The organism is Sporosarcina gallistercoris (genome assembly GCF_050459885.1).
GTDB classification, from domain to species: Bacteria; Bacillota; Bacilli; order Bacillales_A; family Planococcaceae; genus Sporosarcina; species Sporosarcina gallistercoris_A.
Genome location: NZ_JBCMNO010000027.1, coordinates 48,882 through 71,971 on the forward strand (window position 1 = coordinate 48,882; position 23,090 = coordinate 71,971).

Annotated in this window: 23 protein-coding genes; 18 read left to right on the top strand and 5 right to left on the bottom strand. The window is 43.6% G+C overall.

Annotation, left to right across the window (positions count from 1 at the left end; translation table 11 throughout):
* Positions 1-107: 107 nt before the first annotated feature.
* The 6 genes from ABE021_RS14955 to ABE021_RS14980 all read left to right on the top strand — a co-directional run bounded on the left by ABE021_RS14955 (position 108) and on the right by ABE021_RS14980 (position 6,251).
* Positions 108-746, top strand: coding sequence for a YkyA family protein (locus ABE021_RS14955; RefSeq protein WP_430289763.1), 639 nt, complete (start codon positions 108-110; stop codon positions 744-746).
* Between the two features lie 214 nt (positions 747-960).
* Positions 961-2,076, top strand: coding sequence for a pyruvate dehydrogenase (acetyl-transferring) E1 component subunit alpha (gene pdhA / locus ABE021_RS14960; protein WP_430289765.1), 1,116 nt, complete (start codon positions 961-963; stop codon positions 2,074-2,076).
* Between the two features lie 3 nt (positions 2,077-2,079).
* Complete coding sequence (locus ABE021_RS14965) at positions 2,080-3,057, top strand: alpha-ketoacid dehydrogenase subunit beta (RefSeq protein ID WP_430289767.1); 978 nt, start codon at positions 2,080-2,082, stop codon at positions 3,055-3,057.
* A 36-nt stretch (positions 3,058-3,093) separates the two neighbouring features.
* Positions 3,094-4,482, top strand: coding sequence for a dihydrolipoamide acetyltransferase family protein (locus ABE021_RS14970; RefSeq protein WP_430289826.1), 1,389 nt, complete (start codon positions 3,094-3,096; stop codon positions 4,480-4,482).
* Between the two features lie 3 nt (positions 4,483-4,485).
* Positions 4,486-5,898: a dihydrolipoyl dehydrogenase gene (gene lpdA / locus ABE021_RS14975; protein WP_430289768.1), complete on the top strand. Its 1,413-nt coding sequence runs from the start codon at positions 4,486-4,488 to the stop codon at positions 5,896-5,898.
* A gap of 83 nt (positions 5,899-5,981) precedes the next feature.
* Positions 5,982-6,251 carry a UPF0223 family protein gene (locus ABE021_RS14980; RefSeq protein ID WP_430289769.1) on the top strand — a complete coding sequence of 90 codons (270 nt, stop codon included), beginning with the start codon at positions 5,982-5,984 and terminating at the stop codon, positions 6,249-6,251.
* A 113-nt stretch (positions 6,252-6,364) separates the two neighbouring features.
* Here the strand turns inward: ABE021_RS14980 and ABE021_RS14985 are convergent, their stop codons facing one another.
* A complete protein-coding gene (locus ABE021_RS14985; RefSeq protein ID WP_430289770.1) occupies positions 6,365-6,988 on the bottom strand; it encodes a YktB family protein in 624 nt (207 codons plus the stop codon).
* A gap of 153 nt (positions 6,989-7,141) precedes the next feature.
* Between ABE021_RS14985 and ABE021_RS14990 the strand changes: the two genes are divergently transcribed.
* The gene (locus ABE021_RS14990; RefSeq protein ID WP_191688411.1) at positions 7,142-7,336 is read left to right on the top strand and encodes a hypothetical protein; all 195 of its coding nucleotides are present in this window, start codon (positions 7,142-7,144) and stop codon (positions 7,334-7,336) included.
* Positions 7,337-7,473: 137 nt separating this feature from the next.
* Positions 7,474-8,268: an inositol monophosphatase family protein gene (locus ABE021_RS14995; RefSeq protein WP_430289772.1), complete on the top strand. Its 795-nt coding sequence runs from the start codon at positions 7,474-7,476 to the stop codon at positions 8,266-8,268.
* A gap of 37 nt (positions 8,269-8,305) precedes the next feature.
* On the opposite strand, the gene ABE021_RS15000 is transcribed toward ABE021_RS14995, so the two are convergent.
* Complete coding sequence (locus tag ABE021_RS15000; protein ID WP_430289774.1) at positions 8,306-8,491, bottom strand: YlaF family protein; 186 nt, start codon at positions 8,489-8,491, stop codon at positions 8,306-8,308.
* A gap of 100 nt (positions 8,492-8,591) precedes the next feature.
* Between ABE021_RS15000 and typA the strand changes: the two genes are divergently transcribed.
* Both typA and ABE021_RS15010 read left to right on the top strand, forming a co-directional pair.
* On the top strand, positions 8,592-10,424 hold the full coding sequence (typA, locus tag ABE021_RS15005; protein WP_430289775.1) for a translational GTPase TypA: 1,833 nt from the start codon (positions 8,592-8,594) through the stop codon (positions 10,422-10,424).
* 24 nt (positions 10,425-10,448) lie between these two features.
* Positions 10,449-10,781 (top strand): YlaH-like family protein, encoded by a 333-nt coding sequence (locus ABE021_RS15010; protein ID WP_430289777.1) that lies wholly within the window; start codon positions 10,449-10,451, stop codon positions 10,779-10,781.
* A gap of 16 nt (positions 10,782-10,797) precedes the next feature.
* Here the strand turns inward: ABE021_RS15010 and ABE021_RS15015 are convergent, their stop codons facing one another.
* Both ABE021_RS15015 and ABE021_RS15020 read right to left on the bottom strand, forming a co-directional pair.
* Positions 10,798-11,001: a YlaI family protein gene (locus ABE021_RS15015; protein WP_430289778.1), complete on the bottom strand. Its 204-nt coding sequence runs from the start codon at positions 10,999-11,001 to the stop codon at positions 10,798-10,800.
* 14 nt (positions 11,002-11,015) lie between these two features.
* Complete coding sequence (locus ABE021_RS15020; protein WP_430289780.1) at positions 11,016-11,513, bottom strand: peptidyl-prolyl cis-trans isomerase; 498 nt, start codon at positions 11,511-11,513, stop codon at positions 11,016-11,018.
* A gap of 179 nt (positions 11,514-11,692) precedes the next feature.
* On the opposite strand from ABE021_RS15020, the gene ABE021_RS15025 reads away from it, so the two are divergent.
* From ABE021_RS15025 to pyc, 3 genes are read left to right on the top strand one after another with little or no spacing between them, the layout of a single operon-like run.
* Entirely contained in the window at positions 11,693-11,974 is a 282-nt protein-coding gene (locus tag ABE021_RS15025) for a DUF1507 family protein (RefSeq protein WP_430289783.1), read from the top strand.
* A 60-nt stretch (positions 11,975-12,034) separates the two neighbouring features.
* A complete protein-coding gene (locus ABE021_RS15030) occupies positions 12,035-13,198 on the top strand; it encodes an FtsW/RodA/SpoVE family cell cycle protein (RefSeq protein WP_430289786.1) in 1,164 nt (387 codons plus the stop codon).
* A gap of 23 nt (positions 13,199-13,221) precedes the next feature.
* Positions 13,222-16,659, top strand: coding sequence for a pyruvate carboxylase (gene pyc, locus ABE021_RS15035; protein WP_430289827.1), 3,438 nt, complete (start codon positions 13,222-13,224; stop codon positions 16,657-16,659).
* Between the two features lie 136 nt (positions 16,660-16,795).
* Here pyc and ABE021_RS15040 read toward each other — a convergent pair whose 3' ends face one another.
* On the bottom strand, positions 16,796-17,707 hold the full coding sequence (locus tag ABE021_RS15040; protein WP_430289788.1) for a COX15/CtaA family protein: 912 nt from the start codon (positions 17,705-17,707) through the stop codon (positions 16,796-16,798).
* A 320-nt stretch (positions 17,708-18,027) separates the two neighbouring features.
* Between ABE021_RS15040 and cyoE the strand changes: the two genes are divergently transcribed.
* The 5 genes from cyoE (at position 18,028) to ABE021_RS15065 (ending at position 23,001) form a co-directional block, all read left to right on the top strand.
* Positions 18,028-18,948 (top strand): heme o synthase, encoded by a 921-nt coding sequence (cyoE, locus tag ABE021_RS15045; RefSeq protein WP_430289789.1) that lies wholly within the window; start codon positions 18,028-18,030, stop codon positions 18,946-18,948.
* Positions 18,949-19,045: 97 nt separating this feature from the next.
* Positions 19,046-20,110, top strand: a complete 1,065-nt coding sequence (gene coxB / locus ABE021_RS15050) for a cytochrome c oxidase subunit II (RefSeq protein WP_430289791.1) — start codon at positions 19,046-19,048, stop codon at positions 20,108-20,110.
* 35 nt (positions 20,111-20,145) lie between these two features.
* The gene (locus tag ABE021_RS15055; protein ID WP_430289794.1) at positions 20,146-22,026 is read left to right on the top strand and encodes a cytochrome c oxidase subunit I; all 1,881 of its coding nucleotides are present in this window, start codon (positions 20,146-20,148) and stop codon (positions 22,024-22,026) included.
* Positions 22,026-22,652 (top strand): cytochrome c oxidase subunit 3, encoded by a 627-nt coding sequence (locus tag ABE021_RS15060; RefSeq protein ID WP_191688400.1) that lies wholly within the window; start codon positions 22,026-22,028, stop codon positions 22,650-22,652. Before ABE021_RS15055 ends, ABE021_RS15060 begins: the two co-directional genes overlap by 1 nt.
* A gap of 1 nt (position 22,653) precedes the next feature.
* Complete coding sequence (locus ABE021_RS15065; RefSeq protein ID WP_430289796.1) at positions 22,654-23,001, top strand: cytochrome C oxidase subunit IV family protein; 348 nt, start codon at positions 22,654-22,656, stop codon at positions 22,999-23,001.
* Positions 23,002-23,090: the final 89 nt, after the last annotated feature.

Genomic DNA, 23,090 nt, shown 5'->3' on the forward strand with positions numbered 1-23,090 from the left:
GATAGGTGTCTCCTTTTCGTTTTATTGCCTGAACTTAGTATAATGGAAGTGTGAAACAGGTGAAAGTATTTAATGCTGCTCTTTAGAAAAATGACAGGAGGGACAGGGTGCAAAAGATATTTTTGATAATTCCGATGTGTATTCTGCTTTTTGCAAGTGGTTGTACAGGGGAGAAAGACCAGATGCAAAAAGAGTTAGGAAGTATTTTAGCTGACATTCAAACTTACGAAAAAAAAGTGTCGGAGTCTGAAAACCAATTGGCAAGTCTGGAGAAGAAAGAGCAGATCCTTTTTGGAAAGACGGTGGATTTCGGTATAGAAGAGCGCGAACTTGTTGAAAGTGGGGTTTCCAAACTTGAAACCTACCTCGAGGAAAGGCGGCAGCTGATAGTAGTGGAGCAAGATGCGGTTGCTGAAGCGAAGGGGAGCGTTGAACGACTTACAGATCTTCAAGAGGGAACAGGCGATGAGGGCGCAAAGTCGGTCGCAAAGTTGAAGACGGCCCTTGTGAAGAGGTATGAGCTTCACACGGAAGTCATTGAATTGTATGAAGAGCTGCTGAACAGACAGAGCGCCTTATATGAACTGCTGATTGAGGAGAATGTAAAACGGGTAGAATTGGAAGAGGCAGCAGGTGCGGTCAATAAACAACGAACTAAACTTGAAGACGCGATCCGAGTGTTCAACCAATCCACATTGGAAGTTAACAGTGCGCTGAAGGAAACACAACAGACAGAAACGGAATGAGAAATTTCAAAGTCTTCTATTATAATACAGATTAGCAGTTGTACTAATACAGCGGTCAGGTGTCAGAACAACATTTATGGGGGCGCATATTATCTATATGCTTCATGCATTGACCGTTCCTTGACCTTTCAGTATACTGAGTGTGAAAGAGTTCTTGTATCATTGGAATGTAGTGATTTGCCTAATACAGTTAAGAAGAAGGAGAGTTGCCGAAATGGCTGCAGAAAAGAACAAGCAGTTCGATCCGACAGGCGTGTTGCACGAGATCGAAGAAAAGTTTGAGATGTTCCAGATCCTAAATGAAGAAGGAAAAATTGTTAATAAGGAATTAGAGCCTAAGCTATCGGACGAAGAGTTGACGGAGTTGATGGAGCGCATGGTCTATACGCGTATCCTTGATCAGCGCTCGATTGCGCTGAATCGTCAAGGCCGACTGGGCTTCTACGCGCCTACAGCTGGTCAAGAGGCGTCACAACTTGCCTCTCATTTTGCTCTGGAAAAAGATGATTTCATTTTACCGGGTTACCGTGATGTTCCTCAGCTGATTTTCCATGGTTTGCCACTACATATGGCGTTCCTTTGGTCACGTGGTCACTTCCTTGGAAGTGAAATTCCTGATGGACTTAACATCTTCCCGCCACAAATCATTATTGGGGCGCAATATGTACAAGCCGCTGGCGTGGCACTTGGTTTTCAAAAACGTGGAACCAAGTCAGTTGTCATGACCTATACAGGTGACGGCGGGACATCCCAAGGGGATTTCTACGAAGGACTTAACTTCGCAGGTGCATTCCGTTCACCAGCTATTTTTGTTGTTCAAAACAACCAATTTGCGATTTCAACTCCGCGTGAAGTACAAACAGCTGCAAAAACACTTGCACAAAAAGGAATCGCAGCAGGGATTCCAAGTGTCCTTGTAGATGGCATGGATCCATTAGCAGTTTACGCGGTTACAAAAGATGCACGTGAACGCGCGGTGAACGGTGACGGACCGACACTTATTGAAACAATGTGTTACCGTTATGGACCTCATACAATGGCAGGAGACGATCCAACCCGCTACCGGACATCTGACATTGACAGTGAATGGGAGAAGCGTGACCCGATTGTCCGTTTCCGAACGTATTTAGAAGGAAAAAAACTATGGAACGAAGAAAAAGAAAATGAAGTGATTGAACGCGCAAAACAAGAAATCAAAGATGCTATCAAACAAGCGGATCAGGCTCCTAAACAAAAAGTGACTGATTTCCTTAACATTATGTATGCGGGCGATATGCCTTATAACGTACAAGAACAGTTTGATATCTATACGGAAAAGGAGTCGAAATAACCGATGGCACAAATGACGATGATCCAAGCTATTACCGACGCAATGCGCACGGAGCTGAAAAATGATGAAAACGTGCTCGTGTTCGGTGAGGACGTCGGTAAAAACGGCGGCGTTTTCCGAGCGACTGAAGGTCTTCAAAAGGAATTCGGAGAAGAACGGGTATTCGACACACCACTTGCTGAATCAGGTATTGGCGGCCTTGCAATCGGTCTTGCACTGACAGGCTACCGTCCTGTAATGGAATTACAATTTTTCGGTTTCCTGTTTGAAGTGATGGACTCGGTCAGCGGACAGGCAGCTCGGATGAAGTTCAGAAGTGCGGGGAAATTGAATGCACCGATTACGATCCGCTCACCATTCGGAGGCGGGGTTGCTACACCGGAGATGCACGCAGACAGCCTTGAAGGACTTGTCGCTGCACAACCTGGAATAAAAGTAGTCATCCCTTCCACACCATATGACGCAAAAGGTCTTCTGATCTCTGCCATCAAAGATGATAACCCGGTTATATTCTTAGAGCATATGAAATTGTATCGCTCGTTCCGTCAAGAAGTTCCAGAAGAGGAATATACAATACCTTTAGGTAAAGCAGACGTGAAACGTGAAGGGAATGACTTATCCATCATCACTTACGGTGCGATGGTTCAAGAGAGCTTGAAAGCAGCGGAAGCACTTGAAAAAGAAGGACATTCGGTTGAAGTCATCGACTTGCGTACAATCCAGCCGCTAGACGTTGAAACAATTATTGCTTCAGTGGAAAAAACGAGTCGCGCAATCGTTGTACAAGAAGCACAGCGCCAAGCTGGAATTGCTGCCAATGTCGTTTCAGAAATTATGGAGCGCGCAGTTTTAAGTCTCGAGGCACCTGTACTTCGTGTGACAGCACCGGATACGATCTATCCATTCGCACAAGGCGAAAACGCTTGGCTTCCAAAAGCGGATGACATAGTTGCAACTGCAAAAAAAGTACTTGAATTTTAATAGCCAGTCTAATCGACTGAGGAGAGGATGAATCACGTGGCATATCATTTCCGTTTACCAGATATCGGAGAAGGAATTCATGAAGGCGAAATCGTAAAGTGGTTCGTTGCTGAAGGCGATACCATTAACGAAGACGATACACTTCTTGAAGTGCAAAACGACAAATCCGTCGTGGAAATCCCTTCACCCGTGTCAGGGACTATAGAAAAAATACTTGTCCAAGAAGGCACAGTAGCAGTAGTAGGAGATAAATTGATACGAATTGATGCTCCGGATCATGAGGATGAGCAAGAAGAGGAAGAGCCTTCTGTTGAAGAGAAACAGGAAACTTCATCCGAAGTCGAATCCCAGGTTCAAGCCACTGCTGAAAAAGGTCAGCCGGTAGATAAGAAAGAAGCACTGAAAGATTCAGAAGGCGCTGCAGTTGACGCAACTCCTGATTCTGAAGGAGAAGTAGCGAGCAAGGACGTGGATCCTAATCGTCGCGTCATTGCGATGCCTTCAGTCCGTAAATTTGCACGAGAAGAAGGCGTCGACATCCGCCAAGTTGCAGGTTCGGGTAAACATGGTCGTGTCATGAAGGAAGATATCGAATCATTTAAATCGGGCGGCAATGAAAAAATGCAACCTGAAACCCAAAAAGAGAGCGCTCCATCTGCATTTCAGGAAGAACAGCAGGGGAAACAACAGGAACCTGCTGCATTCGCTGCTCCTGAGGGCGACTTCCCAGAGACTCGCGAGAAGCTCTCGAATATCCGTAAAGTAATTGCTAAAGCGATGGTGAACTCTAAACACACAGCGCCGCATGTGACACTTTTGGATGAGGTGGATGTTACTGAATTAGTTGCACACCGCAAGAAATTCAAAGAAATCGCTGCTGAACAAGATATTAAATTGACATATTTGCCTTACGTAGTGAAAGCACTCGTTTCGACATTACGTAAATTCCCAGAATTGAACACTTCACTTGACGATGCGACGGAAGAATTGATCCAGAAGCATTATTATAATATCGGGATTGCAGCTGATACGGATCGAGGACTTCTTGTACCTGTCATTAAGCATGCAGATCGTAAATCGATGTTTGCCATTTCCAAAGAAATATCGGATCTCGGAGGTAAAGCTAGGGACGGTAAACTGGCTGCTTCTGAAATGAAAGGCGCATCTTGTTCGATTACGAACATTGGTTCAGCTGGCGGACAATGGTTCACGCCGATTATTAATCATCCGGAAGTAGCCATTCTAGGTATTGGTCGTATTTCTGAAAAACCAATAGTAAAAAATGGTGAAATCGTTGCTGCACCTATGTTAGCATTATCCTTAGTGTTTGATCATCGAGTAATCGATGGGGCAACGGGGCAACAAGCGTTGAATCACCTTAAACACTTGCTAGGAAATCCAGAACTTTTATTAATGGAGGCGTAAACGATGGTAGTAGGAGACTTTCCAATTGAAACAGATACGCTCGTAGTCGGTTCAGGTCCCGGAGGATACGTAGCAGCAATCCGTGCTGCACAACTCGGACAGAAAGTAACAATTGTAGAAAAGAATACGATTGGTGGGGTTTGTCTGAATGTAGGTTGTATTCCTTCAAAAGCACTGATCTCTGTCGGACATCGTTTTGTAAGTGCACAAAATGCTGACGATATGGGTATTACTGCAACTGACGTGAAACTCGATTTCTCTAAAGCGATGGCATTTAAAGAGAGCGTTGTGAAGAAGCTCACAGGCGGCGTAGAAGGACTCCTGAAAGGGAACAAAGTCGAAATCGTCAAAGGCGAAGCATACTTTGTGGATGCCAATACTGCTCGTGTGATGGACGACACGTCTGCACAAACGTATAAATTCAAGAATGTGATTATAGCAACAGGTGCACGTCCGGTTGAGATTCCGAATTTCAAATTCTCTAAACGTGTGATCAATTCTACCGGGGCCCTTGAGTTGAAAGAGTTACCGAAGAAATTGGTTGTCATTGGCGGAGGATATATCGGTACTGAACTTGGTTCTGCCTATGCAAACTTAGGTTCTGAAGTGACGATTATCGAAGGCGCAGATGATATTCTTACAGGTTTCGAAAAGCAGATGACGCAATTAGTGAAAAAAGGATTGAAGAAAAAAGGCGTTGAGGTTGTTGTTAAAGCAACGGCTAAAGGTGCTGAAGAAACTGAAACAGGCGTAAAAGTTTCGTATGAAGTTAAAGGTGAAGAGAAAACCGTTGAAGCTGACTACGTGCTTGTAACTGTAGGGCGCCGTCCTAATACAGATGAGATGGGCCTTGAAGAACTCGGCGTTAAGTTTGAAGAACGTGGTCTAATAGGTGTCGACAAGCAATGTCGTACAAGCATCTCAAATATTTACGCAATCGGGGATATTGTTCCTGGATTACAGCTTGCACATAAAGCATCTTATGAAGGCAAGATTGCTGCAGAAGCGATTGCCGGAGAAAAATCCGAAGTCGATTACTTGGCAATTCCTGCAGTCTGCTTCACAGATCCTGAACTGGCCACTGTCGGACTTAATGAGAGTCAAGCGAAAGAAGAAGGTTTTGAAGTAGCAGTCGGTAAATTCCCGTTCGGTGCGAATGGACGGGCGCTTGCACTCAATGCTCCGGATGGCTTCGTGAAACTTGTTGCGCGTAAAGAAGATGGATTATTGCTTGGAGCTCAAATTGCTGGAGAGAATGCGTCTGATATGATCGCGGAAATGGCAGTTGCCATTGAAAGCGGAATGACATTAGAAGATGTTTCCATGACAATTCATGCACACCCGACATTGGGAGAAATTTCAATGGAAGCTGCTGAAGTAGCCCTCGGTAAACCGATTCATATTCTTTCTAAATAATGAAGAAGGAAATCCTATCTGGCGTTCCGTCGGATAGGTTTTTTCCTTTGTGTACAAACTAACTAGAAATAGGAGGGAAAGAGATGGAGTATAGTTATCCGCTGCGTGCAGATTGGTCAACAGAAGAAATTATGATTGTAACTGGATTTTTCACATGTGTCGAAAAGGCTTTTGAGCAAGGGATCGGACGAGATGAATTGCTAGAAGCATATAATGCGTTTAAGAAAGTTGTTCCTTCCATGGCTGAAGAAAAGACTTTGTTCAAGGAGTTTAAGGAAGCCAGCAGTTATGAATGCTATAAAGTGGTGAAACGTTCAAAAGATGGTGTGACTGGAGAGGTAATTAAAGGGTAGACAAATGCGTATTTGAAGTCGGGGCTCGTTCTATGCATATCGAACTTTTATAAAAAGATGATTCCAATGGGTCGCATGAAAGACGATCCACTGGAATCATTTTTTGTCTGTTATCAACCAATTACTCGATCGTAAACGGGTAAAAGTTTTTCGAACGATTCTTCTACGTATGCTAAAAATTCCTTTTCTGACATTGCAGTCGCTTGATTTCTTTTCAAGTGACGTCCAACAAGAAATTCCGCTTTCTTCACATCATGCAGACGATCCAGAAGAGCGGTCAACTCTTCACTGCCGATCTCTTGAATCGATTTTGCTTCCGGTTTCATGTGATCTCCAGATACAACATAATCCTCCGGAAGTGCTGTTAGAAGGGGCAGATCCTTCAGCAACCGCTCTGAAATTCCTTTCTTATCCGGATTTTCGTAAATAATTGCAAGAACGATGAATAAATGTGTGCCCCAAAGACCAATCTGAAAGTGAGGAAGCGCTTTATACCCTCTTTTCGCAGGTGCAAATGCAACCCAACTATCTGAAGGCGGATTGACTGTTCGTCTCGCGTGCTTGGCAACGTGAGGAAAAAATTCTCCTTTACCATGAGCAGACAGCAAAGGCGTGAATAAGTCACCTAATTTCGTGAACTTAGGCTGAATCCTTTCTTGTAACGCAGTCATCCGTGCGTCCAATCCATCTACTTCAAAAACAGAAAAATCGTTCTCTGTCCAAAATGTTTTTGTCAATTTTGTGACCCCTCTCTTTTATCTACGTTTATAGGGATGTACTTTGGGGAATAATTGAGACAAACGGACAAAACATCTAGCTGTCCGACTGATTCCCGCATATCTTATGGTAACAGGAAATTGCACATACTTTCAAAAAAAGGGGTGTTTTCGATGAAACAAGTCGTCCATGTTATTCGTAAAGCAGATGTTGAAAAAGAATTCCTTAAAGTTTTGAACCTGGAGCTGGACTATGAACTAGCGACCCTTCATGATGCATTGAATGAAGAGGACTCCAAGCAAATTGCGAAGAGCAAAAAGAGGTTGTCTGAAATTCACAGTGAACTGGAGAAGCTGAATGGCTTTTAAAGGAATCATTATAGGCGATTATTAGGAAAGGCTGTTGGTCATTGTTCTCTTCAGGGAGATCATGCACAGGAGCCTTTTTTGTTTTGGCTCCGTACAGCTATGCTATACTTGAAGGAGATGAAGTGGAGGGATTTGAGATGAACTGGGGTGCACTTGACCGTTATGTGAAATCATTGATAAAAGAAGCGGGTCATCACATAAAACATTCATTTTTTACCGAAATTGAAATCAGCTCGAAGTCCTCGGCCAATGATCTTGTTACGAACATTGATCGCGAAATTGAACAATTTTTCATTGAACGCATTCGACGTGATTTCCCGGATCACCGAATTATGGGGGAAGAAGGTTTTGGAGACGACATCCGATCGCTGGATGGAATCATCTGGTTTTTAGACCCCATCGATGGAACCATGAATTTTGTCCATCAAAAACGGAATTTCGCTATTTCCCTAGGTATTTACATAGACGGAATAGGGATGCTCGGTTATGTTTATGATGTCATGGCAGATGATCTATACTCCGCAATGAAAGACGAAGGTGCATTTCTGAATGACATCCGACTTCCGAATCTGAAGGAGACAACAATTGAACAAGCAATCATTGGTGTCAATGCGAGCTGGATTGCGCCAAATCGATATGTGGATAATGCTCCGATGATTGACCTTGTCACTAAGTGCAGGGGGACGCGCTCTTATGGATCTGCGGCTCTCGAACTGACTCATGTGGCTGCTGGGAGAGTAGATGCCTATATGTCGATGAGGTTGTCGCCGTGGGATGTAGCAGGCGGAATGATTATTGCGCACGAAGCAGGTGCGATTTCCTCCACGATGAGTGGGGTACGTCCAAGTTTACTTCACCAAGAAACATTCATAGTCGCAAATGCGAGCATCCACACGCAGCTTCTTGAGGAATTCATTGTATTAAAAAAGTGAAGTATCATTAGCTAACCTAATGATCTCCACTTATCTATTAAAGAAGTCCTTGTTCACGCAACTTCTTTTTTGTTTTAAATCCATTTCCCATGATCAAAACAAGGGAAACGATCGATGCTATTGCCAATAAAAAACTTTTTACGCCGACTGCGATTCCAATCATAAACATGGATAGGACGGCTCCTAAAGCGTATAAAACGAACACCCATTTGACATTTTTCAAAAAAATACGCCTCCTGATCAAGTAAATCGTTTTTTCTCGAAGTATCTTGTGCTATAATAACACAGTTAATCAACTGAATAAAGACAGATGGAGTGAAATGATGACAAACACACGAAATGATCTTAGAAATATAGCTATTATCGCCCACGTTGACCATGGTAAAACAACATTAGTCGACCAGTTATTGAAGCAATCAGGCATTTTCCGTTCCAATGAGCACGTAGATGAGCGCGCAATGGACTCAAACGAACTTGAGCGTGAGCGTGGTATTACCATTCTTGCGAAAAACACTGCGATTGAATATGAAAACACTAAAATCAACATCTTGGATACCCCGGGACACGCTGACTTTGGCGGAGAAGTGGAACGTATTCTGAAAATGGTCGACGGTGTAGTATTAGTTGTCGATGCATTTGAAGGATGTATGCCACAGACACGTTTCGTATTGAAAAAAGCACTTGAAATCAATTTGAAGCCAATCGTAGTCGTTAACAAAATCGACCGTGAATTTGCACGTCCTGAAGAAGTGGTTGATGAAGTTCTTGAACTCTTCATCGAGTTGGACGCAAATGATGAGCAACTTGAATTCCCGGTTGTATTTGCATCAGGATTCAACGGTACAGCGAGCCTGTCACCAGACCCTGCTGACCAAGAAGACACGCTTAAAGTTTTGTATGATGCGATTTTAGATAAAATCCCGGCACCAATCGACAACCGTGAAGAGCCACTTCAATTCCAAGTATCCCTTCTGGACTATAGTGATTATGTTGGCCGTATCGGTATCGGACGAGTATTCCGCGGAACAATGACAGTAGGTCAACAAGTAAGTGTTATGAAACGTGACGGTTCGGTCAAGAATTTCCGTGTTACGAAAATGTACGGTTTCCTAGGATTGAAACGCATTGAAATCCAAGAAGCGCATGCAGGAGACCTGATTGCGATTTCTGGAATGGATGATATCGATGTGGGAGAAACGGTTTGTCCTATTGATCATCAAGAAGCGCTGCCATTGCTGCACGTAGATGAGCCGACATTGCAGATGAAATTTTTAGTGAACAACAGTCCTTTCGCTGGACGCGAAGGCAAATGGGTCACTTCAAGAAAAATCGAAGAGCGTCTACAACAGCAATTGCAAACAGACGTGTCATTGCGTGTAGATCCTACGGAATCACCGGATGCATGGGTTGTTTCAGGCCGTGGAGAACTTCACTTGTCGATTTTGATCGAAAACATGCGCCGTGAAGGTTTTGAACTTCAAGTATCAAAACCGGAAGTAATCGTGAAAACAATCGATGGTGTACGTTGTGAACCAGTTGAAAACGTACAAATTGACGTACCTGAAGAATATACGGGATCTGTCATTGAATCGATGGGTGAGCGTAAAGGCGAAATGCTCGATATGGTCAACAATGGTAACGGACAAGTCCGTATGACATTCCTAGTGCCTGCACGTGGATTGATCGGCTACTCTACAGACTTTTTAACTCTTACAAGAGGGTACGGTATTTTGAACCATACGTTCGATTCTTATAAGCCGATGTCAGCTGGTAAAGTTGGCGGACGACGTAATGGTGTTCTTGTTTCCATGGAAAACGGAAAAGTGACAGCATACAGTGTGATGCAGCTTGAGGATCGTGGAGTGATGTTCGTAGAAGCTGGTACGGATATTTATGCGGGAATGGTAGTTGGTGAAAATACGCGTGAAAGTGATATCACAATCAACTTAACACGTGTTAAACATGCGACAAACGTCCGCTCAGCGACTAAGGACCAAACGGTATCAACTAAAAAGCCGAAGATCATGACTCTTGAAGAAGCTCTTCAATATGCTGGAGATGATGAGTATTGTGAAGTTACACCGGTTTCAATCCGACTTCGCAAGAAAATCCTGGATAAGAACGAACGTGAAAAGGCTCAGAAAAAGAGCAAATAAGCAGTTATGAAAGGAATGTGTTGAATGAAGGTAGAGGATTCGGAGCTAGTAGCCACTAGGATGTCCGGTATCGCTAAGTTTATCTACGAAATGATGCCGAATTTCGATGCTGCTGGGTACGTATTGTTCGTTCTCGTGTTTTTGCTGGCAGCGTTAGTTTATAAACTAGGGTTTGCGAGAAAAATCAAGCCATTGCAAAATGTTGTGATTTATACGTTTTTGTTTATCGGCTGCCTCGTGCTTACGTTCTTGGCATTTTTCCTTCCGATTGTGGAAGGCTTAATTGTAGCCGTGCTGATTCTGATCATCTATAGAGTCCGCAGATTAAATGAACATCAAAAAGATCCAGTCGCGTAATGCGGCTGGATCTTTTTTAAAATTCATTTTCAGCTGGATGGGAACTTCGTCGGAAAGTGAACTTCCCTGTTTCGATGCGCAACCGAGTCAACTCTCCGATGCGTTCTCTGCAAAGTTCACACATATAGGTATGAATCGGTCGATTACGCAATTTTTTTGCGAGGGGATCTTCGTCGCTTAGTTTACCGATAGCATCACATATTACACATTTAACACGCATCGCTGCACCTCATTTCAGCTAATCCGGATTGCAGAAACATTTCGGATAGGGTTATTTCGAGTTGAGCCATCTTTTAGCATGACATGAATCGGGCCATCCTCTTTCAACGGTTTACCTTCAAAACTAAATTGGAACAATAAGTTCGCCGCATCTGAGATCGGGAAGTTGTGCTCGCCCTCAGCTGTTTCGAAAGTGATGGTGGTTGCATCTTCTGCTGGAATTGCATTTTTCAGGAAAGGTTCAAAAAGAATGCCGAAAGTTCCTGTCAGCATTTTTTGTTTTTCGTATTTCTTTTCGGATTTCAATGTAGGAGGATAGGTGGCCCCTTCCATGATTTCCCTTGACCAATGCTTCCCCATTCGTTCTTTATAGTCTTCCATTTCATCGAACTCATCGACTTCTGTCGTAAAGTAGGTGTCCAGATCAAGTCGTCTGTCATCGAAAATCCAGACAGTCGGATCCAGCGTAATGGTATGTTTTACATTCCCTTTAATCGGTACAATCGTTTCCACAATAAATCCTCCCAGCGCATTCGTTTCTAGTTTACAGTATACCTGTTTTTGTTCTTAATCGAAAGCTATCTGGCTATTGGCCGCTCAAGCACTGCGGGAAATACTTGCAATTTCGGCTTTCTACAGCTACAATTTATTCTATAGCAGCTTGCTGAAATAAGAGTAATGGGGGCGTCCTCATGGATATAGAAGTACAGGAAACCTATCAGGAAAAAGCCATATTGCAGCTGCAGGCGGATGCAGACAAAATCGCCCAGCTCATTAAAGTGCAGATGGATCATTTGACGATGCCGCAATGCCCTTTATATGAGGAAGTATTGGACACGCAAATGTATGGTCTGTCCCGTGAAATCGACTTTGCTGTCAAGCTTGGTCTTATTGAAAGAGAGCGTGGAAAGAACATACTTTCTGCTCTGGAAACAGAAATGAATATCTTACATGAACTGAGCATAAAAAAATAAACAAAAGACTCAAACTAACTAAAAGTTTGAGTTTTTTATTTACAGATACGAGGGGTTTTTTTGAAAAATTATGCAATTCGTCTATTCCGTCATTTTGATTTTCCTTTGTTTTTTACATATTTAGTTCTTTGTCTTTTTGGACTTGTCATGATTTACAGTTCCAGTATGGTGTGGGCTGTTAACCGTTATGGCTGGGAACCGGATACGTTTTTTAATCAGCAGCTTGTGAGTGTGATTATCGCGCTTCTGGTGTTTTTCTTCATGGCCTTTCTTCCTTATAAATTATATAGGAAAAAGTATTTTATGGTAGCTACGGTGGCTGTCATGCTACTCCTTCTGTTTTTGGTGCATTTTATTGGATTTGGTGGTGAAGTTGGTTCCCAATCATGGATTAAACTTCCAATAGGAAGTATACAACCTTCTGAACTTGCAAAGATTGTAATGATAATTTACTTTGCAGGTGTATTTGCGAATAAGTATGATGCGGGAACAATCAACAGTATCAATACAGCGATTGCGCCTCCAGTCATCATACTGGGGATTGCAGTTGGTTCTGTTATGATGGAAACCGATATCGGGGCAACCTTCATCATCATTGCGACTTCGATCTGTGTGATGGCGACAAGTGGAATTAACATTAAGACGTTTGGAAAGTTAAGTTTGTTTGTTGCTGTAATCCTGGTTCTTGTTGGAATCGTTTTATTTTTCGCTTGGGATTCTGTCATGACGGGAAGCCGTATGGGTCGTTTTTCTGCTTACAGGGATCCATTCGAATATATCCAGGGCTCCGGGCTGCAGATTGTAAATGGGTACATCGCTATTGGCGCGGGTGGATTATTCGGTCTTGGGTTAGGAAACTCTGTTCAAAAAATGGGGTATTTGCCTGAACCCCATACTGATTTCATCATGGCCATCATATCTGAAGAATTCGGTGTTTTTGGTACTACCCTCGTAATAGGGGGATTAGGGTTCTTAGTTGTGCGCGCCTTCTGGATAGCGTTAACGACCAAGGATCCCCACGCGAGAATGCTTGCTTCAGGTGTAGGTGCAATTATCGGTATCCAAACGTTCATTAATCTGGGCGGGGTAACCGGACTGATTCCATTGACAGGTGTTACGCTTCCGTTTATTAGTTATGGCGGAACTTCGATTATTCTGTTATCTTTAGCTTTAGGAATATTGATGAATATTTCAATGTTCACTAGATATGAGAAAAACAAATAGAAAAGGACGTGCCTAAGGTGGAAATGAAATCCATTAAAAAGATTCTGGTTGCGAACCGTGGGGAAATTGCAATTCGTATTTTCAGAGCGTGTACTGAACTTCAAATTCCGACTGTAGGTATCTATTCTGCAGAAGACCGAGGATCGTTTCATCGTTACAAGGCAGATGAGTCGTATCTGATAGGGGAAGGAAAGAAACCGATCGATGCGTATCTTGACATTGATGGCATCATTCAAATCGCTAAACGTTCTGGTGCGAATGCGATCCATCCAGGTTACGGTTTTTTAGCGGAAAACGAAGAGTTTGCTGCACGTCTTGAAAAAGAAGGAATCATTTTTATTGGACCGACTTCTCGCCATCTGGAGATGTTTGGCGATAAAGTGAAAGCTCGTTCACAAGCAATACAAGCAGGAATCCCTGTCATTCCAGGCACGGATGGACCTGTCCAATCGATTGAAGAAGTGGAAGCGTTTGGGACATCTCATGGCTATCCGATTATTATCAAAGCCTCATTAGGTGGAGGCGGGCGCGGAATGCGTATTGTCGAGCAAGCCGATGAAGTCCATGAAGCATATAATCGTGCGAAATCCGAAGCGAAATCTGCATTCGGATCCGATGAAGTGTACGTAGAAAAACTGATCAGAGAGCCAAAACATATTGAGGTACAAATCTTAGGCGATACTCACGGAAATATCGTGCATCTGTATGAGCGTGATTGTTCGGTTCAGCGCCGTCATCAGAAATTGGTCGAAATCGCACCATCCATTTCGTTATCCGATGAGTTAAGACAAGCTATTTGTGATTCTGCGGTTAAACTCATGGCCAATGTAAACTACATAAATGCGGGAACCGTTGAGTTTTTGGTCGCAAATGATGAGTTTTACTTTATTGAAGTCAATCCACGTATCCAAGTTGAACATACCATTACTGAAATGGTGACGGGTATAGACATCGTCCATACTCAAATTTTCATAGCAGACGGTGAGAACCTTCATACCGGTCAATCTGCTGTTCCTGAACAAGAGGACATTCCGCTATTTGGATATGCAATCCAGGCGCGTGTAACAACTGAAGACCCCCTGAACGACTTCATGCCCGATACTGGGAAATTATCCGTCTACCGTTCAGGCGGGGGATTTGGTGTCCGTCTCGATGCCGGAAATGGATTCCAAGGGGCCGTGATTACACCGTACTATGATTCGTTACTTGTAAAGGTTTCCACTTGGGGGATGACTTTCCGGGAAGCTGCATCCAAAATGGACAGAAACTTGCAAGAATTCCGTATCCGTGGGATTAAGACCAACATTCCCTTCCTAGCCAATGTTGTCCGTCATGAAAGCTTTTTAACAGGGGATTATACGACAAGCTTCATAGACGCAGCTCCTGAATTATTCGAATTCCCAGTCAGAAAAGACCGGGGCACGAAAGTTTTGAATTATTTAGGGACAATAACAGTCAACGGATTCCCAGGTATAGGAAGACAATCAAAACCTGTATTTGCGGTTCCACGTAAACCTGAGATGGACTTGTCAATTCCTCCAAAACAAGGAACGAAACAAATTTTGGATGAGCGGGGTCCAGAAGGTCTAGCGAAATGGGTTAAAGAACAAGAAGAAGTGTTACTCACTGATACGACATTCCGTGATGCTCACCAGTCGTTGCTTGCTACGCGTGTAAGAACCGCTGATATGACGAACATAGCTGCGGAATCTGCCCGTCTGATGCCCGATCTATTCTCCTTTGAAATGTGGGGAGGCGCAACGTTCGACGTATCTTACAGGTTCTTAAAAGAGGATCCGTGGGAGAGGCTGGAAGTGCTTCGCAAGCAAATCCCGAATGTACTATTCCAAATGCTCTTTAGAGGGGCCAATGCAGTTGGATATAAAAACTATCCGGATAATGTGATCCGTGAATTTGTTAAAGAGTCTGCTGCTGCAGGTATTGACGTATTCCGTATATTCGACAGTTTGAATTGGATCAAAGGTATGGAAGTTGCCATCGATGCTGTACGACAAGAAGGTAAAGTCGCTGAAGCCGCCCTATGTTACACAGGGGACGTGTTAGATCCAATGCGCACTAAATATACGATTGCTTACTATAAGGAAATGGCGAAAGAGCTAGAAAATGCAGGAGCCCATATTTTGTCCTTGAAAGATATGGCAGGTTTATTGAAGCCGGAAGCTGCCTATCAACTGATTTCTGAGTTGAAGGCAACTGTCGATATCCCGATCCACCTCCATTCCCATGATACGAGTGGTAACGGAATCGCGATGTATACGCGAGCGATTGAAGCAGGTGTCGACATTGTCGATACGGCGCTTGGCGCGATGTCCGGACTTACATCTCAACCGTCAGCTAACTCGCTTTACTATGCGCTTCAGTACGGTGGCCGTGGAGTCCGTACAGATGTTAAAGCACTTGAAGAGTTATCATTCTACTGGGAGGACGTCCGTGAGTATTATGCTCACTTTGAAAGTGGTATGATCAGTCCGCATTCAGAAGTGTACGTCCATGAAATGCCTGGTGGACAATACTCCAACTTACAACAACAAGCCAAGGGTGTCGGTCTTGGGAATCGCTGGAAAGAGGTCAAGGAAATGTTCTCCCGGGTCAATATGCTGTTTGGGGATATTGTGAAAGTGACTCCTTCTTCCAAAGTCGTCGGAGATATGGCTTTGTTCATGGTCCAGAACGAACTGGATGAAGAAGCGGTTCTGGAAAGAGGGAACTCGATTGACTTCCCGGAATCTGTCATTGAATTTTTTGAAGGTTATATCGGTCAGCCTTATGGCGGGTTCCCTGAAGAATTGCAGAAAGTCGTTCTGAAAGAACGGAAGCCTTTGACTGTACGTCCAGGGGAATTATTGGAGCCGGTAAACTTTGACCAGGTCATTTCAACACTTGATGGGGAACTGGAGAAATCAGCTACTATACATGATGCATTGGCATACTCACTGTATCCTAAAGTGTTCGAGGAATATATGGCGATGTACAAAGACTTTGGTAATCTATCGGTCATCCAGACTCCTGAATTCCTATACGGAATGAGACTGGGGGAAGAGATTGAAGTCGAAATCGAAGTAGGGAAGACCCTTATTATTAAACTTGTTTCCATTGGTGAACCGCAGGCTGACGGAACTCGGGTCGTTTACTTTGAGTTGAATGGGCAGCCACGTGAGGTCATCATTCAAGATGTGAGTGTCGAAACTGATTCTGCTAAGAAGCAAAAAGCGGATCCTGGTAATGATGCCCACATCGCTGCAACGATGCCTGGTACGGTTCTGCAGCTTGCAGTTGAAAAAGGGGACCGTGTGCGCCGAGGTCAACACTTGCTGATCACGGAAGCGATGAAGATGGAGACGACGATTCAAACGCCATACGACGGTGTTGTCAAAGAAATTCATGTGGCTCCTGGAGAAGCGATCTCAACCGGTGATTTGTTGATAGAACTCGAACATTGAGTGCGGATGAACAAAAGGAACCTGACTGTTTGAAACTCTCGTAAACCAGTGTAAGCGGTTATCAAACTCTGAAAGCACTCATAAACACATAAAATAAAAACAGCCGTTCGGATAAACCGATCGGCTGTTTTTATACCTATTTTTGAATGCGTACTCTGGATAGCAACAAAATCATGTAAGTCAATAATCCGAATAGCAAGGTCACGAACAATGAGTGGAGCAAAGCAATGGTTAGATTCAACCGTGTGAAGATGGATAGCATACCAGTGGTTGCTTGAGCAAGCACTAACACCATGGCAAGGGACCAGCCCCACACCAGCACCTTCTGTTCACGATAGTTGCGCAGTACATGGAATGCGATATAAACGAGCCAGATGACGATCAATGCAGCGGCTGTTCGGTGGCCCATTTGAACCCATTCATTGAGATTGGAAGGAAGTTCGAATTGGTCATTCCTGCACAATGGCCAATCTGCACAAGCGAGACTGGATTCTGTATGTCGAACAAGAGCACCTGTATAAATGACAATGTAGGAGTATACTGTCACACCAATTGTATGGAATTTCAGTTTGGATCCAACTTGGATTTTGTCGGCATCAAACTTTTTATCCACTTCAAAGATGAGAAGTGTCAAAAGTAAGACGGCTGCAAAAGAAATCAAGGAAATCCCGAAATGCAGAGCGAGTATAAAATCCCCTTGTCCCCATTTCACTTGTGCAGCACCAATAAGTGCTTGCAAAATGAGGAAAAATACAGCCATAATCGAAAGGAACTTCGTTTCACGAACATGCCCAATCGCTTTCCATGACCATACAGATAGAATCACTATTAAAATTCCGACAGCCCCCGTAACTACACGATGGGAAAACTCAATAAGAACTTCTGCAGTGATCTCATCCGGAATTAGTTGTCCATTACAGCCAGGCCAATGTCTTCCGCAGCCCATACCACTGTCTGTTTTCGTAACGAGCGCACCGCCAAGCATGATGAGCAGCATCCCGATTGTCGCAGCGACTGCAAACCATTTTAAGTAGTTATATCGTTTCAAACAAGACACCTTCTTTAATAAATTATCGACCGGTGAAAAGGTCTCTAGTTTTTAATGATAGAGAATCGGACCTTAAAACACAATGCCGGAAACGCAGAACACGAAATTAGGTTCGGATTTTCACAAAACGTTCATAAAAAAGACCTGATAACTTCACAAATGGCATTGTGGAATGATTTACTATAGAGTGTGAACTGTATATTTGTTAGTAAGAGTGTGCAATTCTATACAAATTGCGATTTTGTATAGAAATTGTGAAGGATTTTCGCTATAGTTAGATACAGCGGTCATTTTTAAAAGGCTTTGAAAGGGGGAGTCAAATGTCAAACAGTCGTTCGACTGCTGCACAGACAGTACCGGAACCTGTAATTGCACCAACATTTTTGAAGGACTTTTTAGCGCTAATTAAAATTGGGATTGTGAATTCCAATCTCATCACTGCCTTCACAGGTCTCTTCTTGGCGTTCCAGTTTGCGAACATCAACTTTGTACATAGTCTGGATCTTATGATTGGTACGCTTTTCGGAACTGCCCTGATCATAGCCGGTTCAGCAGCGCTTAATAACTTGATCGATCGTGATATCGACCCCATTATGACGCGTACTAGGACAAGACCGACAGTAACCGGTCGGTTTAAGGCCCCAGCTGTTCTCATTATGGCATTAAGCTTCATAGCTATCGGTGAAGTCTTGCTGTTTTCAGCGAACGTCACGACAGGGCTTCTTGGTATTGCTGGTGTTTTCAGTTACGTCGTCCTCTATTCCATGTGGTCGAAACGCCGTCACGTTTCCAATACGATTGTTGGAAGTTTATCTGGCGCCATTCCGCCGCTGATTGGTTGGGCGGCAGTGGAACCGTCACTTGGATTTGGGGCTTGGGCATTATTTCTGATCATGTTTGTCTGGCAGCCACCTCATTTTTACGCACTTGCTATGAAAAAGACCGATGAATATGGAGCTGCTGGTATTCCGATGTTACCGGTCGTCAAAGGATTTGCGCGTACGAAGAAATCAATGTTTGCATGGGTTTTACTGTTATTTCCTCTGCCTTTTTTGTTAAGCGAATTAGGGACAGCATTTCTAGTTTTAGCAACCTTGTTGAACATAGGCTGGTTGTTACTCGCCTTAAAAGGGTTCCGTGTGAAAGATGATTTGAAATGGGCAACGTCCATGTTCATCTACTCACTGAACTACATGACAATTCTTTTTGTATCGATGATCATCTTTTCGATTTTCATCTAACTGTTTGGAATTCTTTCTTTGACAGGAATTCATTATAGAGAGGTCTACACTCCTCGATGGAAGAAAACACTATTAGAAAGAGAGGGATTATGAAGCGATGATGAAAGGACTCAAAAAATGGCGTCTCTTTTCCTTGTTAGCGGTTCTGACTGTATTTTTAGCAGGATGTGGCCAACAGGAATTATCCACGCTTCTACCAGCTGGTCAGGTAGGTAAAGATCAGTTTAATCTGCTGATGCTATCTTCAGGTATCATGCTGTTCGTCATTCTTGTTGTAGTCGTAATTTATGTTGTAGCACTGATTCGTTTCAGACGTTCGAAACTAGGTGAAGACTTCATTCCTGAACAAGTTGAAGGAAGTCAGAAACTGGAGCTCATTTGGACAATTATTCCAATTATCCTTATTATTATTCTTGCAGTCCCTACTGTATATTACACGTACAAACTTGGGGACGTTAAAGCGATGGAAGAAGTCAACGACGATGGCAAGGCGAAGCATTTAGTTGTTGACGTAACTGCTAAGCTTTATTGGTGGGAATTCGAATACCCGGATCTTGGTATTGTAACTGCTCAAGAACTAGTTGTACCAACTAAGGAAAAAGTATTCTTCAACCTGAAAGCAGCAGATGTGAAGCACTCCTTCTGGATACCTGCAATCGGAGGCAAGTTGGATACGAACGTGGAGAACTTGAACAAATTCTATCTTTCTTTTGACAAAGAATCAGAAGGCCTCAAAGATGGCGTGTTCTATGGTAAATGTGCGGAGCTATGCGGGCCGTCTCACTCACTGATGGATTTCAAAGTGAAAACATTACCACGGGATGAGTTCGACGCATGGGCGAAAAACATGAAAGCAACTGCAGACGGAAATGCTGTTGCGAACGCAGCAGGTGAAGAAGTCTTCAAACAAAGCTGTATCGGATGTCACGCTGTTTCTGGAGCTGGCGAAGGTGGAGCAGCTGGACCGAACCTTGCCGCATTCGGTGATCGTAACCGTGTAGCTGGTTTCTTAGATCACGACGCAGAACACTTGAAAGAATGGATTAAGAATCCACAAAAAGTTAAACCGGGCAATGAAATGCCTTCTTTCGAAAAACAGTTATCCGAGCAGGAACTGGATGACTTAGCTGAGTACTTGCTTGGCTTGTCTGTTGAGCAGTAATACGTAACGCGATATTGAAGAGGAGGTAAAACAACGTGAGTTCTGTTGCTCAAAAAAGAGGATTCGGCGCAGCCCTTTGGGATTGGATGACAACTGTCGACCATAAGAAAATCGGAATTCTTTACCTCATTGGCGGCGGTTTCTTCTTCGTCGTCGGTGGTATTGAAGCGATGATCATTCGTCTCCAGCTGTTAAAGCCGAACAATGACCTTGTTAGTGCAGGTCTATTTAATGATTTAATCACGATGCATGGTACTACGATGATTTTCTTAGCCGCCATGCCGATACTATTCGGATTTATGAACTACATTATGCCACTCCAGATCGGAGCGCGCGATGTTGCGTTCCCATTCATTAACTCATTAGGTTTCTGGATGTTCTTCTTCGGAGGATTGTTCCTGAACATTTCATGGTTGGTTGGGCAGGTTCCTGATGCTGGATGGACTTCTTATGCATCCTTGTCACTTGCTTCTCCAGGACACGGAATTGACTTCTACGCGATAGGACTTCAAATCGCGGGTGGCGGTACGCTGATGGCCGGGATTAACTTCCTCGTCACCATCATTAACATGCGTGCACCGGGTATGACGTACATGAGGATGCCATTGTTTACTTGGACGACGTTCGTCGCTTCAGCAATGATCCTTTTCGCTTTCCCACCACTTACAGTCGGTTTGTTCTTCTTAACATTCGACCGTATGTTTGGCGGTAACTTCTTCGATCATACGATGGGTGGAAACACAATTATCTGGGAGCATATTTTCTGGATATTCGGTCACCCTGAAGTATATATCCTGATCTTGCCGGCATTCGGTATTTTCTCTGAAATCTTTTCGATTTTCTCTCGTAAGCGCCTTTTCGGGTATCCGGCAATGGTATTTGCGACAGTATTGATCGGTTTCTTAGGATTCATGGTTTGGGCTCACCACATGTTCACAGTTGGCCTTGGGCCGACTGCTAACGCAATCTTCGCAGTTGCGACGATGGCGATTGCTGTACCGACAGGTGTAAAAATCTTTAACTGGCTGCTTACCATTTGGGGCGGAAGTATTTCCGTTACTACGCCAATGCTGTATGCGCTTGGTTTCATCCCATCATTCGTAATGGGTGGCGTCACAGGGGTCATGCAAGGTGCTGCGCCTCTTGACTATCAGCTGCACGATAGTTATTTCATTGTTGCCCATTTCCACTACGTAATCGTTGGTGGAGTTGTACTTGCAATTTTAGCGGGAGTACACCTCTATTGGCCGAAAATGTTCGGAACTATGCTCAATGAAACACTTGGTAAAATTACGTTTGTGTTTTTCTTTATCGGATTCCACTGTACATTCCTTATCCAGCACTGGCTTGGATTCTGGGGAATGCCACGCCGTGTCTGGACATATATGGATGGACAAGGCTGGAATACAGCGAACTTGATCAGTTCCATCGGTGCGCTTCTGATGGCCATTGGTGTTATTGTATTAGTAGTCAATATCATCATGACAATTGTTAAAAACGTACGTGTCGGAAATGATCCATGGGGCGATGGACGTACACTTGAGTGGGCGATTCCTTCACCGCCGCCATTCTATAACTTTACTCAAACTCCACTAGTACGAGGACTTGATACGGTTTGGATTGAAAAGCAGGAAGGTAACACAACAGGGCTTACATTTGCAGAACCTGTTACGGATATCCACATGCCGAACGGTTCAATCATTCCGTTCTTCATGACTTTAGGTATGTTCGTTGCTGGTTTCGGTGCAATGTACCATCAAGAAACGGCTTGGGGACTTCCAGTGCTCATCTTTGGTCTTGCGGTAACATTTATTGCTATGGCAATGCGCTCATTGAAAGATGATCTTGGTTTCCATGTAACCAAACAAGAGATTCAACGTGATATTGACAATGCTCGCAAAGGGGGTCAAAACTGATGGATTTGAATAAGAAGTTCACTCCGGAGACTTGGCCGGAACACCCCGAGCGCGCAACACTTGAAGCGAAAAACAAATTTGTCGGCTTCTGGCTCTTCCTTGGTGGAGAGACCATCCTGTTCGCAACGTTATTCGCGACTTATATGGCATTAAAGAATAAAGGACCTAGTGGTTTCGGTTTCTCAACACAGGAACTGTATCAACTTCCACTCGTCTTCGTTATGACATTGTTACTTTTAACATCGTCACTTACTAGTGTGTACGCAATGCACCATATGAAGAACTACAACTTTAAGAAAATGCAGCTCTGGTTAGCTATCACTGCATTCCTCGGACTTTGTTTCCTTGGACTCGAAGTGTATGAATTCACTCACTATGTAAAAGAAGGATTCACGTTTGGAAATAGTGCATTCAGTTCAGCATTCTTCACACTTGTAGGAACACACGGTTTCCACGTAGCTATCGGACTCGTTTGGGTGACATTGTTGCTCTTCCGAAATGCAAAACGCGGTCTGAACTTGTATAATGCAACTAAGTACTACACGTTCTCACTTTACTGGCACTTCATTGACGTCGTATGGGTATTCATCTTTACGGTAGTTTACTTGATGGGAGTGATCGGATAACATGGCAGAAGTAGAAACGTACAAGAGAACGCCTATTGAACAGGATCTTTTCATCCGCCGTTCAAAGGAAACTATGCGCGGTCAAGTTATGATGTTCTCACTCATGATTTTCATGACACTCGTCTCGTTTACATTCGTCGTGGCTTATCAGCAGGGAGTGGAAGGTTTTTCTAAGTATTTAGTAATTCCTGTCCTTTTCCTCTTTGCTGCAGTTCAAGTAGCACTGCAACTCTACTATTTCATGCACATGAAAGATAAGGGACACGGTGTTCCCCAGATGTTCATGTTCACAGGAGCGGTGTTTGCATTCCTGATTCCACTAACTTTTGTCACAATTGTTTGGTGGTAAGCTTCACAAACCTCTGTCTTTGGCCAATTGCCAAGGGCAGAGGTTTTTTATTTGGTTGAATGTCAAAGAACGTTCATTGTGTTACATAA

Excerpts from the sequence above, each read along its gene's own strand:
- pdhA (WP_430289765.1), top strand. The coding sequence starts at position 961 with ATGGCTGCAGAAAAGAACAAGCAGTTCGATCCGACAGGCGTGTTGCAC.
- ABE021_RS14965 (WP_430289767.1), top strand. The coding sequence starts at position 2,080 with ATGGCACAAATGACGATGATCCAAGCTATTACCGACGCAATGCGCACG.
- lpdA (WP_430289768.1), top strand. The coding sequence starts at position 4,486 with ATGGTAGTAGGAGACTTTCCAATTGAAACAGATACGCTCGTAGTCGGT.
- ABE021_RS14980 (WP_430289769.1), top strand. The coding sequence starts at position 5,982 with ATGGAGTATAGTTATCCGCTGCGTGCAGATTGGTCAACAGAAGAAATT.
- ABE021_RS14990 (WP_191688411.1), top strand. The coding sequence starts at position 7,142 with ATGAAACAAGTCGTCCATGTTATTCGTAAAGCAGATGTTGAAAAAGAA.
- ABE021_RS14995 (WP_430289772.1), top strand. The coding sequence starts at position 7,474 with ATGAACTGGGGTGCACTTGACCGTTATGTGAAATCATTGATAAAAGAA.
- typA (WP_430289775.1), top strand. The coding sequence starts at position 8,592 with ATGACAAACACACGAAATGATCTTAGAAATATAGCTATTATCGCCCAC.
- ABE021_RS15010 (WP_430289777.1), top strand. The coding sequence starts at position 10,449 with ATGAAGGTAGAGGATTCGGAGCTAGTAGCCACTAGGATGTCCGGTATC.
- ABE021_RS15015 (WP_430289778.1), bottom strand. The coding sequence starts at position 11,001 with ATGCGTGTTAAATGTGTAATATGTGATGCTATCGGTAAACTAAGCGAC.
- ABE021_RS15025 (WP_430289783.1), top strand. The coding sequence starts at position 11,693 with ATGGATATAGAAGTACAGGAAACCTATCAGGAAAAAGCCATATTGCAG.
- pyc (WP_430289827.1), top strand. The coding sequence starts at position 13,222 with ATGAAATCCATTAAAAAGATTCTGGTTGCGAACCGTGGGGAAATTGCA.
- cyoE (WP_430289789.1), top strand. The coding sequence starts at position 18,028 with ATGTCAAACAGTCGTTCGACTGCTGCACAGACAGTACCGGAACCTGTA.
- coxB (WP_430289791.1), top strand. The coding sequence starts at position 19,046 with ATGATGAAAGGACTCAAAAAATGGCGTCTCTTTTCCTTGTTAGCGGTT.
- ABE021_RS15060 (WP_191688400.1), top strand. The coding sequence starts at position 22,026 with ATGGATTTGAATAAGAAGTTCACTCCGGAGACTTGGCCGGAACACCCC.
- ABE021_RS15065 (WP_430289796.1), top strand. The coding sequence starts at position 22,654 with ATGGCAGAAGTAGAAACGTACAAGAGAACGCCTATTGAACAGGATCTT.